The organism is Metabacillus flavus (assembly GCF_018283675.1).
In the GTDB taxonomy this organism is placed as follows: Bacteria; Bacillota; Bacilli; order Bacillales; family Bacillaceae; genus Metabacillus_B; species Metabacillus_B flavus.
The window spans coordinates 569511-587515 of record NZ_JAGVRK010000001.1 but is presented as its reverse complement, the minus strand read 5'-3'; the positions used below and the strand labels follow the sequence as shown (position 1 = coordinate 587515).

At 45.0% G+C, this 18005-nt stretch carries 20 protein-coding genes and 1 pseudogene; 6 read left to right on the top strand and 15 right to left on the bottom strand.

Annotated elements, in window-relative coordinates; translation table 11 throughout:
• Positions 1-168: 168 nt before the first annotated feature.
• Complete coding sequence (cax, locus tag J9317_RS03105) at positions 169-1224, bottom strand: calcium/proton exchanger (RefSeq protein WP_211556431.1); 1056 nt, start codon at positions 1222-1224, stop codon at positions 169-171.
• Between the two features lie 112 nt (positions 1225-1336).
• Between cax and J9317_RS03100 the strand changes: the two genes are divergently transcribed.
• Positions 1337-1759, top strand: a complete 423-nt coding sequence (locus J9317_RS03100; protein WP_211556430.1) for a pyridoxamine 5'-phosphate oxidase family protein — start codon at positions 1337-1339, stop codon at positions 1757-1759.
• 95 nt (positions 1760-1854) lie between these two features.
• On the opposite strand, the gene J9317_RS03095 is transcribed toward J9317_RS03100, so the two are convergent.
• Positions 1855-2238: an OsmC family protein gene (locus J9317_RS03095; RefSeq protein WP_211556429.1), complete on the bottom strand. Its 384-nt coding sequence runs from the start codon at positions 2236-2238 to the stop codon at positions 1855-1857.
• Positions 2239-2361: 123 nt separating this feature from the next.
• On the opposite strand from J9317_RS03095, the gene J9317_RS03090 reads away from it, so the two are divergent.
• Both J9317_RS03090 and J9317_RS03085 read left to right on the top strand, forming a co-directional pair.
• The gene (locus J9317_RS03090) at positions 2362-3522 is read left to right on the top strand and encodes an MFS transporter (RefSeq protein ID WP_211556428.1); all 1161 of its coding nucleotides are present in this window, start codon (positions 2362-2364) and stop codon (positions 3520-3522) included.
• 484 nt (positions 3523-4006) lie between these two features.
• Positions 4007-4153: a BH0509 family protein gene (locus J9317_RS03085; protein ID WP_035407227.1), complete on the top strand. Its 147-nt coding sequence runs from the start codon at positions 4007-4009 to the stop codon at positions 4151-4153.
• 42 nt (positions 4154-4195) lie between these two features.
• Here the strand turns inward: J9317_RS03085 and J9317_RS03080 are convergent, their stop codons facing one another.
• From J9317_RS03080 to J9317_RS03060, 5 genes are all read right to left on the bottom strand, one after another.
• Positions 4196-4333, bottom strand: coding sequence for a hypothetical protein (locus J9317_RS03080; protein WP_211556427.1), 138 nt, complete (start codon positions 4331-4333; stop codon positions 4196-4198).
• Between the two features lie 643 nt (positions 4334-4976).
• Positions 4977-5804 carry a YihY/virulence factor BrkB family protein gene (locus J9317_RS03075; RefSeq protein ID WP_211556426.1) on the bottom strand — a complete coding sequence of 276 codons (828 nt, stop codon included), beginning with the start codon at positions 5802-5804 and terminating at the stop codon, positions 4977-4979.
• 14 nt (positions 5805-5818) lie between these two features.
• Complete coding sequence (locus J9317_RS03070; protein ID WP_211556425.1) at positions 5819-6148, bottom strand: YtxH domain-containing protein; 330 nt, start codon at positions 6146-6148, stop codon at positions 5819-5821.
• Positions 6149-6167: 19 nt separating this feature from the next.
• Positions 6168-6641 (bottom strand): low molecular weight protein-tyrosine-phosphatase, encoded by a 474-nt coding sequence (locus tag J9317_RS03065; RefSeq protein ID WP_211556424.1) that lies wholly within the window; start codon positions 6639-6641, stop codon positions 6168-6170.
• Positions 6642-6716: 75 nt separating this feature from the next.
• Positions 6717-7157, bottom strand: a complete 441-nt coding sequence (locus J9317_RS03060) for a GNAT family N-acetyltransferase (protein ID WP_211556423.1) — start codon at positions 7155-7157, stop codon at positions 6717-6719.
• 110 nt (positions 7158-7267) lie between these two features.
• Here J9317_RS03060 and J9317_RS03055 point away from each other — a divergent pair, with 110 nt between their 5' ends.
• Both J9317_RS03055 and J9317_RS03050 read left to right on the top strand, forming a co-directional pair.
• A complete protein-coding gene (locus J9317_RS03055; protein WP_035407236.1) occupies positions 7268-7489 on the top strand; it encodes a DUF1128 domain-containing protein in 222 nt (73 codons plus the stop codon).
• A gap of 58 nt (positions 7490-7547) precedes the next feature.
• On the top strand, positions 7548-7715 hold the full coding sequence (locus J9317_RS03050) for a hypothetical protein (protein WP_211556422.1): 168 nt from the start codon (positions 7548-7550) through the stop codon (positions 7713-7715).
• Positions 7716-7825: 110 nt separating this feature from the next.
• On the opposite strand, the gene J9317_RS03045 is transcribed toward J9317_RS03050, so the two are convergent.
• The 3 genes and pseudogenes from J9317_RS03045 to J9317_RS03035 all read right to left on the bottom strand — a co-directional run bounded on the left by J9317_RS03045 (position 7826) and on the right by J9317_RS03035 (position 10075).
• Positions 7826-8341 (bottom strand): type 1 glutamine amidotransferase domain-containing protein, encoded by a 516-nt coding sequence (locus tag J9317_RS03045; protein ID WP_211556421.1) that lies wholly within the window; start codon positions 8339-8341, stop codon positions 7826-7828.
• A gap of 336 nt (positions 8342-8677) precedes the next feature.
• Positions 8678-8803, bottom strand: a pseudogene (locus tag J9317_RS03040) (SidA/IucD/PvdA family monooxygenase); the annotation flags it as partial.
• Positions 8804-9136: 333 nt separating this feature from the next.
• A complete protein-coding gene (locus J9317_RS03035) occupies positions 9137-10075 on the bottom strand; it encodes an alpha/beta hydrolase (protein WP_211556419.1) in 939 nt (312 codons plus the stop codon).
• Positions 10076-10257: 182 nt separating this feature from the next.
• Here J9317_RS03035 and J9317_RS03030 point away from each other — a divergent pair, with 182 nt between their 5' ends.
• The gene (locus J9317_RS03030) at positions 10258-11757 is read left to right on the top strand and encodes an FAD-dependent oxidoreductase (protein WP_211556418.1); all 1500 of its coding nucleotides are present in this window, start codon (positions 10258-10260) and stop codon (positions 11755-11757) included.
• A 253-nt stretch (positions 11758-12010) separates the two neighbouring features.
• Here J9317_RS03030 and treR read toward each other — a convergent pair whose 3' ends face one another.
• The 5 genes from treR to J9317_RS03005 form a co-directional block, all read right to left on the bottom strand.
• Positions 12011-12730, bottom strand: coding sequence for a trehalose operon repressor (treR, locus tag J9317_RS03025; RefSeq protein WP_211556417.1), 720 nt, complete (start codon positions 12728-12730; stop codon positions 12011-12013).
• 22 nt (positions 12731-12752) lie between these two features.
• Positions 12753-14441: an alpha,alpha-phosphotrehalase gene (treC, locus tag J9317_RS03020; protein WP_211556416.1), complete on the bottom strand. Its 1689-nt coding sequence runs from the start codon at positions 14439-14441 to the stop codon at positions 12753-12755.
• Positions 14442-14627: 186 nt separating this feature from the next.
• Complete coding sequence (gene treP, locus J9317_RS03015; protein WP_211556415.1) at positions 14628-16025, bottom strand: PTS system trehalose-specific EIIBC component; 1398 nt, start codon at positions 16023-16025, stop codon at positions 14628-14630.
• Between the two features lie 201 nt (positions 16026-16226).
• Entirely contained in the window at positions 16227-17117 is an 891-nt protein-coding gene (locus J9317_RS03010) for a cation diffusion facilitator family transporter (RefSeq protein ID WP_211556414.1), read from the bottom strand.
• Positions 17118-17270: 153 nt separating this feature from the next.
• Entirely contained in the window at positions 17271-17915 is a 645-nt protein-coding gene (locus tag J9317_RS03005; RefSeq protein WP_211556413.1) for a DUF429 domain-containing protein, read from the bottom strand.
• Positions 17916-18005 lie beyond the last annotated feature (90 nt).

Here is an 18005-nt window from a genome sequence, read left to right as displayed (position 1 = left end):
GAGACCCCAGGCGCAAAGCGGCGAGGAGGCTCAAGCAGCCCGCCCCGCGGAAAGCGAACGCCTGCTAGCTGCAACCAACAGCTAAGTTTAACAGCGCTTTTTTATAAAGAACATTTGGACTTGTGTATTAAAAAAAGAGAACTCCCAAACCCAGGAGTTCTCTCATCCTTATAACAAGTAAAACCCAATCCCCATAATGAAGTACGCGGCGAGAAGGGTCGCTCCTTCAAACCAGTTTGTATCCCCGTCATTAGTCAGGATAATCGTTAAAAAGACGGCTGTAACCATAGAAATGAGCTCTGGCATCGTAAAGACAAGTGTTAAGCTATTTTCAAACATAAGTGAAAGCAAGACAAGCAGCGGCGCTACAAACATGGCGATTTGAAGCGTGGATCCTACGGCAATTTCCACGGCAACGTTCATCTTGTTTTTATAAGCCATAACAATTGCGGATGCGTGCTCCGCTGCATTCCCGACGATGGCAACGATGATGATCCCGATAAACAGCTCGCTCCAGCCTAGCGTTTCTCCTACTTCTTCAAATGTGTGCACGAGATTTTCAGAAACATAAGCAACAGCGATGGTTGCAAGAAGAAGGACGATGGTCGCTTTCTTCGCACTCCACTCCGGTTCCTCGTGTTCACCCTGTTCGTCTGTTTTATGCCTATACACCCCGCGGTGTGTCACCAGTTTGAAGAACAGAGCAAAAAGATAAAGTAAAATCAGAATGATGGAAATCCCGACACTGAACGTCAAAGTTTTGCCCTCATCCATGTCCATTGAGAAAACCTCCGGAATAACGAAGGCGACAATGATTGAGAAAATCAGCAGCCCTGAGTTGTGTCTCGCATCGTAGACGTTGAACTCCTGCCTCTTATACTTTAGTCCGCCTACAAGGAATGAGAGCCCTCCAACGAGAAGAAGGTTTCCAATAACGGAACCAGTTAGTGAAGCGAGAACGACTCCGTTTAAACCTGCCTGCAGGGCAAATATTGAGATGATCAGCTCAACTGCGTTCCCGAATGTCGCATTTAATAGCCCCCCAATTCTCGGACCAGCTACTATGGCCAGGCTTTCAGTCGCTCTTCCCATATAGCCAGCAAGAGCTATGATCGTCAAACAATAGACGGCGAACATGATCAATGAAGGCCAGTGGAGCAAACTGCCAAGAACGGACAGCGGAATTCCAGCTATTACTGCAATAAGAAATATACGATTTACCATACCGTCACCTTACTTTCTATTTTCGTTAATATGTATTTCCAAATGCTGACCCTCATGTATGTTTCCCCGCTTTTGTTGCAAATTAACCTTGAAAGCAAGGAGGAATGAAAAAATGTCTGCTCAGCTCGAAGAAAAAATTATTAAACTGCTCGATAACCATCAGATCGGATCGATGGCAACGGTTCGGAATGGCAAGCCATACTCCCGTTTTATGCTATTTTTCCATGATGGTTTAACCCTTTACACAGCTACAAGCAAAAAAGCCCATAAAGCGGAGGACATCCGTGAAAATCCGTCTGTTCATCTATTGCTCGGGCTTGAAGGAAAAGGCTTCCGGGATGAGTACGCAGAGGTTGAAGCAAATGCATCGGTTGAAGAGTCCTCTTCACTCAAAGAAAAGTTTTGGAACGAGAAGCTAAAGGATTGGATCAAAAGCCCTGATGACCCTGATTTTATGCTGTTAAAGCTCGAACCTGAAAAATTCTGCTATTTCTCAAAAGCCGGCGAAGATCCGGAAACACTTACTATGGATTGAGGAGGACGGTCATCTTTGACCGTTCTTTTTCAATTTAGCCTTGAACAGTTTGGTTAATACCCAAAAAAAGAACGGTCCCACATTAAACCGTTCTTCTACTCAACGATTTCAAACGTTTCCTTAATCTCAATGCTGTCCTCCACAGATCGGACCATCGAACAGTTTTTACGGGTAAGCTCCATCGCTTTTGTCATGGCGTCCTCCTTCAGGTTCTTCCCTTTAATCGTAAAGTGGACGTGGATCTTCTCAATCCTATTCGCTTCTGCTTCGTTTCTTTCTGCGTTCGCTTCAATCTGGATATCCTCAATTTTAAGCCGCTTCTTCTCCAGGATCTTCCGCAGCACTCCTCCGCTGCATACGGCTATGGATGCCATCATCAGCTGATAGGGCCTGAAACCATGCTGCTCATCTCCTGAAACCTGCAGATTCCCGAACTCTACATCCGATGCAAATCCTTTTTCCGTCATTTTAAAATTCATGGTCGATTCCTCCTTTTTTCTTATCTTATCCTTTTTCTCCAATATGCTGAAATTTGTTGCCTGCAGCCATTGGTGGTGATACGCTAAAAAAAGTGAGAAATTTACAACAGCGGGGTTTAACTTATGAATAAATTGCGTTTCGCCATTCTGATCAGCATCGTGACCGTCTCCGGTTTTTCTCAAGGCATGCTCCTTCCTGTCATCGCCATCCTTTTTGAACAGCAGGGTTATCCCTCTTCTTTAAACGGATTGCATGCGACCGGACTTTATATTGGAGTCTTGCTGGCATCTCCTTTTATGGAAAAGCCTCTGCAAAAACTCGGCTATAAAAAAATGATTATCATCGGCGGATTTCTGGTAATGGCCAGTCTTTTTGCCTTCCCGGTTTTGCAATCCTTCTGGATTTGGTTTGTGCTGAGGCTGCTTGTTGGAATCGGTGATCATATGCTTCACTTCTCAACCCAAACATGGATTACATCCATTTCTTCTGATCAAAACAGGGGGAAGAACATTTCCCTGTATGGAATTTGCTTTGGACTCGGTTTTGCCGCCGGTCCTATCCTGACCAGTACAGCGGCAGTAAATCCAAACCTGCCTTTTATAATCAGCGGATTCATCAGTCTCATAATCTGGGGCCTTGCCTTTCTGTTAAGAAACGACTTCCCGGAGCATCAGGTTTCAGGCGCTTCCGGAAGCACTGCACGCTTCAAGGATGCATGGAAGCTTTCATGGATTGCCTTTTTTCCTCCGTTCATATACGGATTCCTTGAGTCCTCGCTAAACGGAAACTATCCCGTTTATGCATTGAGGCAGGGGTTCTCCCCTGAAGATGTGGCGATCCTTCTTCCGGCGTTTGCGATAGGAGGCATCATCTTTCAGCTCCCGCTCGGAATTATCAGTGATAAGTTCGGACGAAAGCGGACAATTCCAATTGTCTTGTTCCTAGGATTTGTATCCTTTGCTGCCGCCAGCTTTGCCGAATCCTTCATCCTGCTGCTCATCTGTTTTTTTATTGCCGGTATGGTGCTCGGTTCAACATTCTCCCTAGGACTCACCTATATGGCTGACCTGCTGCCCAAGCATCTCCTGCCTGCAGGAAATCTGCTATGCGGAATTTGCTTCAGCATTGGGAGCATCAGCGGACCCGTTATCGGAGGACTCTACATGGAATACGTCCCCGGCAGCAACTTCTTTTATATCGTTGCCTTCCTGCTGCTCATCGTTTTTGCGGTTTATGCGTTCAACAGAAATGAAGAGGAAAAAACAGTCGCCTGCAAACAGTAGGCGGCTGTTTTTTTATGAGGTTGGCGGGATATAATTCCTGTTTCGATAAATTCCAGGCTGGAACGGCTAAATTAGTATGCCGGTCGGACAAATTAGTTGCGCCATAAAATTCATCATTGTGTACTAACCTCCCGGGGGTTTGATGCTTTTCATAAGTACTTCGAAAAGTATGAGTTAGGCTGAATGGAGTGGAAGATGCGAGACTCCTGCGGGAACAGCGGGACAGGTGAGACCCCACAGGCGCTTGCGCCGCGGAGGCTCAACGCCCGCCCCGCGTAAAGGGAGCAATCTGCAGTGGAATTCAGCTAAAACAAATCCAATTAAAGAGGCTCTTAGAACTTTCTTTCCATACGGACAGCTTAGACTGCGATGAGCAAAGAAAAATGCCTTTTTTTAAAAAAACAGTTGAACATTCTGAATTGTCTGTTATATAATACAAATATAAATAATAATCTGTATCATAACAAAAAAGGAGCGGATGATAATGAGCAGACAAGAACGGAAAAACATGGTGGAGTATATTGCAGCGATGAAAGAAATGGACCGGGAAATGTTTATGTACATGACGGATGAAGAAGTTGAGCATATTTACTCGAACGTTTACAGCCGGAACATTGAAATGGGCGAATAAAAGGCAAAAAAAAAAATCACCCGGCAGTTGGAGGGTGATTTTTTATGGCTTTAAGGCAACTAAACTTTTCGTCTCATCCGACCATTCCGTTCGAGACTTCGCGATTTCAATTCGCATGCCCAGCTTTTTATACTTTTCAACGAATGCTTCTAGTCTTTTTAATCTAGTCCCTGTTTTCATTATCGATCGCCTCTCCATTTCACAAATTTCCGTGACATTTAGCGGAAGACTATGCTGATCTGACAAGGAATGCCGTTCCCGCAATGCAGGCTTGTTCATCTATCCTTACCATACTTTTAAATTCCAATCTTGTCCAGCTACCTTAGACTGAACTTTTTTCACAAAACCCGACGTTATGATGACCTATAGGGATTGACGGCAAGCTCCTTGTTTTTAACTCTACTCTACGTATACCCGCTTTATTTATATTTTAAGACCCAAATTGCAAATTTAATGTGTTCTTTTATTATAGAACATTTGTTCTCTTTATGTAAAGGGAGTTTTTTTCTAAAAAATAGGGTCCTGTTGATTTCCGCTGCAGGCGTTCGCTTTCCGGTCCAATCTTCAGGTGTTAAAAAATCAGCATCTGCTTCAACATAGCCAAAAAATTAAAAAAGCCGACCCCTTAGGATCAGCTTGTCTTGCATTTAATGGTAACCATTCTGGCCGTTTGCACTGGAGCTCGTTTTGTTGGACGGCTTGCTTTTGGAGTTTTGCTTCGTGTGGCTTCCGCCTGATTTTGTTTGCTTTGCCATTGTAAATCCCCCCTGTGCATGGTTGAAGAAGCATGGTTGCTTCCCTTATAAGGTGGCCATGATGGGCTTCACCTATTCCCGTCTCTATTTACCAAAATGGCATTCAATTCGCCGCTCATAATGATGATCATGCCGGTAAGGTAAAACCAAATCATGAAAACGATGATGCCGCCAATGCTCCCGTATGTGGCACTGTAATTGCCGAAATTGCTCACATAATTTGAGAACAAATAGGAAACGCCAATCCACCCCACCGTTGAAAATAGAGCACCCGGAAACGCCTGTCTCCACATCATTTTTTTGTTCGGGGCGAGCTTATGAAGAAGGATAAAAATGAAAAAGATGATAATGGCACTTACGACCCAGCGAATGATATTCCACACGGTAAAAAACAGCCCTGGTATTCCAAATGCTTTAAAGATAAACAAGCCGATTTCTTGTCCAAAAACAGGAAAAAGCAACGCAATGACAATGACCGCCATCATGACAACAGCAAGCAGAATCGCAATGGCTCTTGATTTTAAGTAAGAGCGGTTCTCTCTAACGTCAAACGCCCGATTGAATGCTCTCATGATGGAATCAATTCCGTTCGAGGCCGACCAGATGGCAGCCAGGATTCCGAACGTAAAAAGCAGCCCGCTTTCCTGATTCAAAAGCTGGTACAAGGCACTTTCCATCACCAGAATGGTATCAGCAGGGGCGTACTGCCGGATGAATTTCAGCAAGTCTTCAACTGACAACGGGACAAACGCAATTAAGGTAATTAAGGCGATCATGAAAGGAAATAAGGATAGCAGAAAAAAATAGGCCAGCTCTGCGGACAGTCCGGCCACCTCATCCCTTGAGAATCTTCTGATGAGTTCAGTGATGATTGTAGGATTTTTTCTGCCTCTCACATAAATCACCTGCTTCAGTCTGTTTTACTGGAAATGATCCGCTCCTTTGCCTCTTTAATCGCTTCAATCACGACAGGAGTGGTTTCCTTCAATTCGTTTACTTTTTCATTCACAAAACGCAAATCATCTGTAACATTTTGAACCATGTCTTTTGCATCGTTTAGTTTCGCTTTCAGATCCTCAGATAAAAGGGATGGATTATGGTAGTAATAGCTCGCCTTTTCGCTGATTTCCCTCGCCTCTTCAATCATGGATTCCCTAGTCGGTTTGTGAAACATCGATAACACAAAACCTGCTGCTGCCCCAATACATACGTTACGCAAAAGTATATTCTTCTCTCCCATTTAGCATGCCCCTTTTCTATTATGAAAGTTTCTTGTTCTCCTTGATTTCCTCAAGCAGACCCCTGCAGCCTTTTCCAACAAGCTCATACACTTCATCAAAATTCCCTGTAAAATAAGGATCCGGTACATCCAGCACTTCCGCATCCTCTACATAATCAAGCAAGCGGCCAATATGTCCGGTCTGATCATATCCTGCCATTCTGCGTACATTCCCCAGGTTTTCGGCATCCATGCAGATGATGTAATCAAACTTGGATAAATCCTCTTTTACCACTTGTCTCGCTGCCATCCCATCAAAAGAGATAGAATTCCGATTCAGGATTTCCTGCGTTCCTTCGTGCGGCGCCTTTCCGATATGCCAGTCTCCTGTACCGGCTGAGTCCACCGATATTTTACTTTCCAGTCCTTCTTCCTTTACCAGCCCTCTGAACACAGCCTCCGCCATTGGCGAACGGCAAATGTTCCCCAGGCAAACAAACAGAACATGTATCAATGAGCAGCCTCCTTTACAAAGTATTTCGCTACTCAAAACTTTACCTCAACTTTTAGAAAGAATCCAATTTTACTGTTAAATCTTTAACGAATAGAAAAAACAATCCTCTGTCTTAACGAAAGAATTTTTTTCATACAGCCTTTGCGCGCTCCTATTCGTAACCGCGGTCTCAAGGTTCATTGCCTTGGCACCAGTCTCGCGGCACAGCTCGACTGCGTGATCAATCAGCTTCTGCCCAACTCCCTTACTGCGGGCGTGCTCCGCCACGTACAAATCATTTAATATCCATATTCTTCTCATTCCAACAGATGTGAAGGACGGATACAGCTGAACAAAACCAGCCGCACCATGGTCATCTTCCGCTAAATAAATAACCGACTCCTCTTTTTCAAGCCGATCCTTTAGAAATTGGAAGGCCCCTTCCAAATCGGATGGCTGGCTGTAGAACATCCGGTAGGCGTTGAACAGGGTGGCTATTGCGGCTGCATCCTTTATAGAGGCTTTTGATATCTTCATTATGATTCTCCTCGCTATAATAAGCTTCTTTAAAATTTTGACAAGCCATCTCCTTTTTCCTTCTCACATGGTACAATAAGAAAAACTGTGAACCAGAAAGGAAGAGACCTTTGAATTTAACTGAAAAATCAACGGAAAATGTACAATATATGATCGATCAAATAACAACAAAATTAAGAATGATCAACATTGGCGCAATCAAGCCCGACCACTTTGACGGGGAAATGTATGAAGAACTGAAAGAGCTATATGAATATGTAATGAAAAAAGACAACTTCAGCCCAAGTGAAATGCAGTCCATTACTGAGGAGCTTGGCAAGCTGAAAAAATAGGCTTTTGGCATCACCTACTCTTTTCCTGCATATAAGTAGGGCAAAGGGGGAATTGGTGATGATTACAAGCTGGTGGCTTCTGACAGCTGCCCTGTTTTTGTTTCTCATAGCCGCTATTTTCTTTATCTTTTTTGCCCTAAAAACCGGTATCCGTCCTGAAGATTCCGAGCACATCGACCCACTTGCCGATGAGGCGGATGAAAAAGAAACGGATGCACAAAAATAGGCTTCCCGGTTAATAACGGGAAGCCTTTTTATTTGTTCATTCAGCGATCAGAAAGAATCCGCTCTATTTGAACTCCTTCAGCGATAATTTTCTGTCAAGCTCAACAAGGCTTATTTTAAAAGGTTCAATGCCTCGCGATTGAATGCAGGGAGATCATCAGGTGTACGGCTAGTTACCAATTGATTGCCGCATACAACTACTTCCTTGTCATGGAAGTTTACTCCTGCGTACTCCATATCCACTCGAATGGATTTGAAGCCTGTGGCATCGCGTCCTTCCAGCGATTTTGCTGTGATTAGAAGCTGCGGTCCGTGGCAAATCGCAAACACCGGTTTTTTATCGTCCATAAACGATTTGGAGAATTGAACGAAACGGTCATCCGCACGAAGCTGGTCCGGAGAGAATCCTCCCGGCAGAAGCAATGCATCGAAGTCTTCAGGCTTCACGTCGTCGATGGATGCATCCGATGTCACAGTCGCCTCTCCCTGTTTCCCTTTAAGCGTTTTTCCTTTTTCCATTTCGATAACGGTTAATTCATGTCCTGCCTCTTTAAAGGCTTTCGCAGGATCTGTGTACTCTACATCTTCAAAATCATTTGTCAGTAATACAGCAACTTTTTTACCCATTGATAAAAACCTCCAAAGTTTTCATAGTGATTATGCTCTATAGTAAATTTACCCTTTTCACCTGCAGCCAAACATTAAGATGTGCCATCCGGCATAAACTGCTGGAATATTGGCTGTGCAGAAGGAGGCTTGTACCTTTCCTCCCCAAGAATGCGGCTGATGATTTTTTTATCGCGGTAAACGGAATGACCGAGATTGGTGGCCCCTGTTCCATAGAAATGGGCAATATTCGTCAAAAAAAAGGTGATTTTCCCTCTCGTCCTTCCTTAAATGCGATTCGCCAATCATCATGCATCTTAAACCGTTCTTCATCCTCCCAGATGATATTCATCCTTAATTTAGAAACGTATACGGGCTCATTGGATTCCAAAAGGTGACCAAAACAGCGAGAAAGGGAACCTGCAAATCCGTTCCTTCAATCAACATTCCCGGAGGCCTGACCTCTTCAAGCATGCCCGCCATCCTTAAATTAAGGCTCTGTTAAACTTGGTTGTTGATTGCAGTTAGCAGGCGCTTGCTTTCCGCGGGGCGGGCTGCTTGAGCCTCCTCGCCGCTTTGCGCATGCGGGGTCTCACCTGTCCCGCTGCTCCCGCAGGAGTCTCTTCCACTCCAATCAACAGGTGTTAAAAATCAACATTAGACTTTAACAGAGCCTAAATTAAAAGACCGATCCCTATATCATACATAGAAAAATCTCCTCGTCCTGATTAAGTTCTATTCAAACCCTGCACAAACGAGGATTGATATAATTCGGCCCGCTATTTGTATACGTTTACATTTTTAAGCATCGGAAAATTATTGAGCTGGATCCCTTTTTAAATGCATGATTTCAATTTCCTTTAAAAAATGAAAAACCCGTTCTTCATACTTTTTTCGGTCCGTTAAAAATGCTTGGGCATGGCCGGCTTTTGGAACCAGGTACAAATGTTTTTTCCCCCTCTTTTTTTTCCTGAAAAGATCAAGCGACATTTGAAGCGGGATGAACCGGTCTTCTTTTCCATGAATGAAGAGAATTGGTGTCTCCACCTGCTCAAGCTCACGAATCGGAGAAATCTCACGAAATCCCCAGCCGTAACGAATCTTCGTGACAAAACTCGTTAAAAGAATGAGCGGTGAAAAACGGATTTTAAAATCCAGGGCAAGCCGGAGCCGCATAAGCGCAGTCAGATCGCTGAACGGGCAATCAGCAATACAGAACCCGACCCGGCTGTCCTCTTTTATATACTGCAGGGAAGATGCGGCGCCAAGAGATTCACCAAGCAGGCCGATAAACGCATGGCTCCCAATCTTTTCATAGAGATAGTCCACCCATGCACATAGATCATCCTTCTCAAAAAATCCGAAGGACGTATGATTTCCGCCGCTTAAGCCATGATAGCGGTGATCGCATAAAAGCACGTGATATCCCCGTTTATGAAACATCTCGACATATTTGAAGCTGCCAAACAGAGACCAGGTAATACCGTGTGCAATGATCACCGCTTTCTTGCTATTCTCTACAGGAAAAAACATCCCGTGGATTTGATATCCATGCTTTGAATCGATAAACAGCTCTTCCTTCACGATCTGTTCAAAGTGAACCGCATTAATTTCTCCGCTTTTAACTCCCATTGCAAAGGTTTCATGATATTCCACTTTGCGGGGGAAAATGATAAGGTTGCTAAAATAAAACGGAATCGAAACCGCGGCTAAGCACAGGACGAAAAAAGCTGACGAAACAGCAATCCACACCATGCCCCCACCCTCTTTTCAAACAATTTTTATATCTTATTAACCAACTGAATTATATGTGAGGATTGTTAATCCAAATGTGAGTCCTTGTTAATTTTTCATAAGTTTCCAAGAGAGCGGATAGTGGATTAAGTGCGCGAAGCCACCTAAAATGCAAGTATGATGATTGAACGGAGGCGGACGCAATGAAATGTGACGTACTAATTGCAGGCGGAGGCATAAGCGGCTTGACCGCAGCCGCCTTTTTAGCAGAAAGAGGACTTGAAGTTACCGTGGCGGAAGCCTCCAATGAATGGGGAGGATGTGCCGGGAAATTTCAGCGCGGACCCTTTCTCTTTCCTGCCGGAGCAACACTCGGAATGGGATTTGAACAAGGCGGCATCCATCACCGCCTGTTTGAAAAACTCGGAATCTCCTTCCCGAACGCACAGCCGCTCGAGACTGTAATGGGAATTCATACTCCTGACAGGTACCTCGAGTACAAGCAGGACCGCGTACGTCACCTTGAGGAATTAAGGACCGCATTCCCGGAAGCTTCCGGACGAATCCATTCTTTTTATCAGGAAATCTGGAAAATCGGTTCAGAGGTAAAAAAGCTGCTCGGGACACTTCCGGTATTGCCCCCTGCTTCCTTGAAGGATATTGGAGATTTGCTGTTTTCACTTAAACCAAGCAGTGTTAACGTCCTTCCCTACTTTTACAAAACCGTGGGAGATCTCTTAAAAAAACACAAACTCAATGAAGTAATCGGGTTTGTCCACCTCCTGGACGCACAGCTAATCGACTCTATGCAAACCGATACCGCAAATTGCTCAGCCATCATGGGAGCCTACGCCCTGACGATTTACCATGAAGGAGCTTTTTATGTAGAGGGAGGATTGAACCAGCTCGCTGAGGTGTTGAGTTCCGCAGCGAAGAACTCCGGAGCCATTTTGGAAAAACGCACTTGGATCCAGTCGGTTACTCAAAGTGAAGACGGACAGTTCATAGCCACGGATCAAAAAGGGGAAAAATGGACTGCCCCTCACTTCATTTCCACCGTGCCTGTACAAAATTTGCTGGATCTCCTGGACGGACCTCTTAAAAAGAAAATCGGCCGCCGCTATGAGAAAAAAGCACAGGACCGGCAATGGGGGACGATGACACTGTACTTGGCGGTAAAGGAGGACATCATACCAAACGGAACACCGCTCTTCCAGCAGGTCCTAACCGACGAACACGGACAGATGGCAGAAGGAGCCCATCTCTTTCTCTCTCTTTCTTCCAAAGAAGACCGGCTCCGCGCACCCGAAGGCTACCGCACCCTGAACGTCAGCACCCACACTGATTTGGCCTTGTGGGATACAAAGGAAAAATACGACGCCTATAAGGAGCAGCTCCGCAGCAAGATGATCGATGGCGTAAAAAAAGCCCTCCCGCTAATCGGGAAAGGCATCGTAAAAGAAGAACTCGGCGCCCCCAAAGCATGGGAACGATTCACCAAACGCAAGGACGGCATGGTCGGCGGCCTCCCCCAAACCCTCAATCACGCTCTGTTCAACAGTCTATCCCACCGGACAGGTGTTAAAGGACTATGGGTTTGCGGCGACAGCATCTTTCCGGGAGCAGGAACAGCAGGAGTATCAGTGAGCGGGTATCATGTGTATCGATCAATTATGCGAGCGTTGGGCCGGAGGTACTTGTAGGGGGAGTGGAGGGGAACGGTTTTGTCTGACTATTTTGTCTGACAAAACCAGTTTTTTCGGTGCTCCTTCACTCTTGTCTGACTATTTTGTCTGACAAACCTCGTTTTTTCCGCTACCCGCCTGAAGATTTTGTCTGACAAGCCTCGTTTTTCTCCCCAATTTCCCTGCTTTGTCTGACAAACCCCTTTCCCCGTTCCGCGTCAACATTTCAGCCCAACAAAAAAAGCCGGCGCATCTGCCGGCTTTTTCCCGTTTAAACCTGCCCCCGCCTGGCAAAATCAACGAACCGGAATTTATCGAGCCGGTGACGGGATTCTGTGTATTGGAATAGGGTTGTGTCTTCCAGATATACATAGTTTTTCACGACGACGACGTGGGTGAAGTCGTGGAGATCGAGGTAGGCACGGTCTTCACTTGTGCACTCTTCTACGGTGATTTCTTTTTCGGCGTAGCCGATTTTCAGGCCGAGTTCGCCTTCAAGGTATTCATAGATGCTGTTTTCACAAATTTCTTCTGTTAGGGTCGGGACGATGCGCTTGTCTAGAAAGTCTTTGTCCAAAATGATTTTTTCGCTTTGAATCTCTCTGGAGCGGACGATTTTCCATACTTCACCGTCTGCTCCGCATGTCAGATGCTTTGAAACTCGTTCGTCGGCTTTAATGAGTGCGAGCTGATGGACATTTGTTACGGTTTGCGAATCAAATGTTTTCGAGAGTTCTTTGAAGCTGACCAGGCCTGATACGGGAAAGCTCATTCGCTGGGTGTCCAGTACGACTGAGCCTTTCCCTTTTATTTTTTGAATGTGGCCGTTTTGGGCAAGAAGGTTGAGTGCTTTGCGGATTGTTTCCCGCGATGCTGCGTATTTGTCGGACAGGACGTTTTCGGAAGGGAGCACGTCACCGGGGGTGAGCCTGCCCTCTTGAATGGTTTCCAGCAGTTCCTGGTATACCACTTGGTATTTGGTCTTTGCCATCCTCTTCACCATTTTCTGTTTTTTACTGTTTGGTTAGATGATATACGATGGATTCGTATGGCCGCAATGAAATTTTCTCCGCCGTTTCGGGACTGTCTTCATAGTTGCTGATCAGTATTTCCGCTTTAAACCCCTCAAAAGAAAGATCGGCCGGCAATTCGAATTGTGTTTCTTTTGCGTAGAAATTGTTCACGCTCAGCAGTTTTTCGCCTTCTCCATTACGGATATAAGCGAAAATTTCAGGATGATCTTCGAGGATCAGCTGATAGTCTCCGTCTGTCACAATTTCTGTTTCCTTGCGCAGCTGGTTTAGCTTTTTGTAATGATAAAATACGGAATCCTTATCTTTTACAGCGGCGTCTGCATTGATTTCCTTGTAGTTGGAGGCGACAGGGATCCATGGGGTGCCTGTTGTAAATCCTGAATGCTGCTCCGAATTCCATTGTACCGGTGTACGGGAATTGTCTCTTGATTTACTTTTCAGGATTTCGAGAATCTCTTCTTCGCTCCGGCCTTCCTGCTGCATGATTTTGTACATGTTCAGCGACTCTACGTCTCGGTATTGGCTGATGTGATCAAACTTCGGATTGGTCATGCCGAATTCTTCCCCCTGGTAAATATACGGGGTCCCCTGCATCATGTGGATGACGGTGGCGAGCATCTTGGCGGATTCGTTCCGATACTCTCCATCATTTCCGTAGCGCGAGACGATTCTCGGCTGATCGTGATTGCACCAGAACAGTGCGTTCCAGCCGCGGCCTTCGTTCATTTTGACCTGCCACGTAGAAAGGATGTCTTTTAGTTTTAGAAAATCAAAGTCAGCCAGCGCCCATTTTTCTCCGTTCGGATAATCAACCTTTAGATGGTGGAAGTTAAACGTCATGCTGAGCTCTGTTCCTTCATCGTTAGAGTAGCGGACGCAGTGGTCAATCGTCGTAGACGACATTTCTCCAACGGTCATGGCGTCATATTTTGAGAAAACTTCACGGTTCATTTCCTGCATAAATTCATGAACGCGCGGTCCGTCTGTGTAGTATTTGCGGCCGTCTCCCGGTGCTATGGAGCCGTCGTCATCTGGGAATTCCTGATTTTTCGATATAAGATTGATGACATCCAGACGGAAGCCATCTACTCCTTTTTCAAACCAGAAGTTCATCATGTCGTATACATCTTTGCGAAGTTTTTCATTTTCCCAGTTCAGGTCAGCCTGTGTAACATCGAAAAGATGAAGATAGTTTTCGCCTGTTTTTTGGTCCAGCTGCCATGCAGATCCCCCAAATTTGGAGACCCAGTTTGTTGGAGAACTTCCGTCTTCTTTTGATTCTTTCCAAATATAATAATCACGGTATGGATTATCTTTAGACTGGGATGCCTGTTTGAACCATTCATGCTCAGTTGATGTATGGTTTACAACAATATCCATAATGATTTTTAAGCCCCGCTTATGTGCTTCCGCAAGCAGGCGGTCGAAATCTTCCATTGTGCCGTACTCGTGATGAATATTATAGTAGTCGCTAATATCGTAGCCGTTGTCCTTTTGAGGAGATGAATAGATCGGGGTCAGCCAAACGACATCCACTCCAAGCTCCTTCAAATAATCCAATTTTTCAATAATCCCCTGGATGTCGCCTGTCCCGCTGCCTGATGTATCATTGAAGCTTTTCGGATAAATTTGATAGACCGTTGATTTTTTCCACCATGGATGTTTCAATTTGCATGCACCACCATTAAGTAATTTTTATCTTTATGCCATCGGACGTTCCCGCCTGACTGGGCCAAGCATTTAAAAAAGGGAAAGGGACAATTGCTTGTCCCAGGATAGATTGGGCTAAACTGAGCAGGATTCGTTCAACCATCCATCAGGTATAAGGAAATCCCCTCTGATGGATGGTTCACTTTACTTCGCTTTTTTCGTTTTCGCCATAATATAGGTTAGCACAAAAGGAACGACGAGCGCGATGAGTACACCGATTCCGAATGATAGCCAGTATTCTTTTGAAATGGAAAGGAAAGCCGGAAGACCGCCAATGCCGATTGAAAAGGCTTTTACTCCGCTGAGGCTGATGACTAAACCGCCGATAGCAGAAGCAATAATCGCTGCGATAAACGGATAACGGTATCGTAAGTTCACTCCGAACATAGCCGGTTCCGTTACGCCGAGATAGGCAGATAAAGCTGCCGTGCCGGCGAGTCCTTTTTGCTTTTCATCTTTAGCAACCAGCATCATGGCAAGAGCCGAAGAGCCTTGTGCAATGTTAGAAAGTGCAAGCATTGGCCATAGAAATGTTCCGCCCGCTGCTGCAAGCTGCAGGTCAACCGCAAGGAAAGTATGATGCATGCCGGTAATAACGAGTACTGCGTATAAACCGCCATACAGCAATCCGCCGATTGCAGCAAAGTTTGAGAACAGGGTAATAACTCCGTCTGTTAACAGGTTTCCTAAAGCAAATGTCAAAGGCCCAATGGCAATGAAGGATGCAAATCCTGTGACTAATAGGGTAACAGGCGGAACAACCAGCATTTGAATGGCATCAGGTACCCGCTTGGTAAGAAATTTCTCAATAACGGCAAGCAAATAAGACGCGACAAGAATAGGAAGAACCTGACCCTGATACCCGATCTTTTCAATTTCAAGGCCGAATAGGTTCCAGACTGGAATATCCTTCGCAGTACCGTATTCATAGGCGCTTAGAAGATCAGGGTTAACAAGGATCAATCCAAGCACAATACCGAGCAGAGGGTTTCCCCCAAACCTCTTCACTGCCGACCAGCCAATCAGTACCGGCAGGAAGGTGAAGGCGGTACTTGCGATGAGGTTGATAATCCCCGCAAGATCAGCCCATTGAGGGTAAACAGTAATAAGAGAATCTTTGAAAAAGATTCCTTTTCCAGTTAGCAGGTTGTTAATTCCGAGTAATAAACCAGCTGTAATGATGGCCGGAAGAATCGGAATAAAGATATCCGCCAGCATTTTGACGGCACGCTGGAGCGGATTCAAATTTTTCTCTGATGCAGATTTCACATCGTCTTTAGACGCTTCGCCGATTCCGGTCTGCTCGGCCATTTCGTTATAAACCTTATTAACGGTTCCCTGGCCAATTACGACCTGGAACTGTCCATTGGTTGAAAAAGAGCCTTTTACAACGTCAATGCCTTCTAATTTTTCTTTATCCACTTTGCTTTCATCTTTCAAAGCGAAGCGGAGCCGTGTGACGCAGTGAGTTGCAGCTGAAATGTTTTCTTTTCCGCCGATTGCCTCGACAATCTCTTGTGCAGATTGTTTATGATTGCTCATTTCGTTCCCTCCCGTAATCGTTTTCAAAAGTTTGTGCGGCTGTCCTTTACCGAGTGAACCATTCTGGGTGGCCATTCTTGAGGAAGTATTATTGAGTGAAAGCTGAACGCTTACATTTACCTGTATATACAAGTTACGGTTTCATTATAAACATGTATGTACACGTTTTCAAGTATAACATTCAAAAAAAAATAAGCAGGGTTAGCTCCTGCTTATCTCCTCTTCCCTATTCAGCTGTTCGTGCTCAGGTTCCAAGTGAATCAGAACCTCCATTTTGTCAAACTTTTCATTGATGTCCGCTTCGATTTGATCACAAAGCTGATGCGCGGTTGCAATATCCATCTCAGAAGGAACAACCAGATGAAAATCAACATAGTTCTCCGGTCCTGCCTGCCGCGTGCGAAAATTATGGAATTCAATATAACTGTCGCTGTAAGCTTCAACGATTTCAACGATTTGCTGTTCATCGGCCGGGGAAAGTCTTGCATCCAGCAGCGGGGGAAAGGATTCCTTCATCAGCTTATAAGCTTCTGTCATGATGTAAACGGCTAAGACAATTCCAATGATTGGATCAAGGAAATACCAATCTGTTAAGCTGACGAGCAGCAAACTGACCGCGACCCCAAGTGAAGTGTAGACATCTGTTAATAGGTGAAGCGCATTTGATTTCATCGCAACGGAATTTGTTTTTTTCGCCACATTTCCAACCACTCTTGAAACGGCGAAATTGATAAGAGCTCCAAGCACCATGACCCCAATGCCAAGGATTGGAAGGTGAACGGGTTCAGGATTCAAAAGCTTATGCACACATTCATAGATAATCCAGATTCCCGCGACAAAAATCAGCAGTGTTTCAATTGTTCCTGAAATATTTTCAACCTTCCCGTGTCCATATGGATGTTCCTCATCGGCTGGCCTGTTTGACAGCCGGACAGAAAAAAAGGCAATAAGCGATGCCAGCAGATCCAAGGATGAGTGAATCGCTTCAGATAAAACCGCTACAGACCCCGTAACGATTCCGACAACAATTTTTAAAATAACAATAAATGAATTGCTTAGGACGGATAAAAAAGCAATTTTTGGTGCATTCATAGTGTGACCTCCGTTTTTAATTCTGATTTATCCTACCAGACCGAATTCGTGTGGGTCTATAGCAACCTTTTTTGAGGTTTACACGAATATGGGAGGTGTGTAAAAAAGTTTTCTAAGGTAAAATTTCATGAATGCTCCCAAATAAGTCATCTCTCAGCACAAAAAGTCATACGGATGATGCGGCGGCTGTTTCGGGAATATGGCCTGAGGGGCCGAGAAAATCCAGTCCCTTACAGCCATCGCCGCAGCGACCGCGTCGATTTCATGAGGGGTAAGGCCGTGTTCTAGTGAAATCCCGCTTATGTTTTGGCTCTCGAACCATTGCAGTAGATAGGTTCTTGATTCTGACGACTTTTTATACAGCAGTCCATGCTCTTTCTCCATATCCGAAAGCCTCGTCATCATCGCTGCTCCCGGATGGACCTCAGCAATTCTGATATCGCTTCTGACTCTTTCAAAAAGCGCGGCTAGAGATATCCCCCTCATTGTCAGGTACACCATTTTCGTCAAGGTAGGGGGCATAATCGAGCTCGATCTAAGTCCATGCTTGACCATTTCCTTCCGGAACCACCGGTCAGATGGCCTGTCTCCTCCCCCATCATTATAGGAAAGCGGAGAATCGATCCCAATCGCAAGGGGAAATCCATTCGTTTTTTGAACAAGCTTCAAAATCCCTGCATCACTTAAGCCTGATTCCAATGACAAAAGCTTCAGCTCCTCCCCGGCCAATTCGAAAAAGGCCGCTGCGGTGTCTTTATGATTAGAAGGCCCTGACAAATCAATTCCTATTACAAACATTCCCAACAACTCCAATTTCCGACATGTTTCCCGTGAAACATCGACAGATTTTTTCCCTGTCTTTATATGTACCACAAACAGACAAAACTA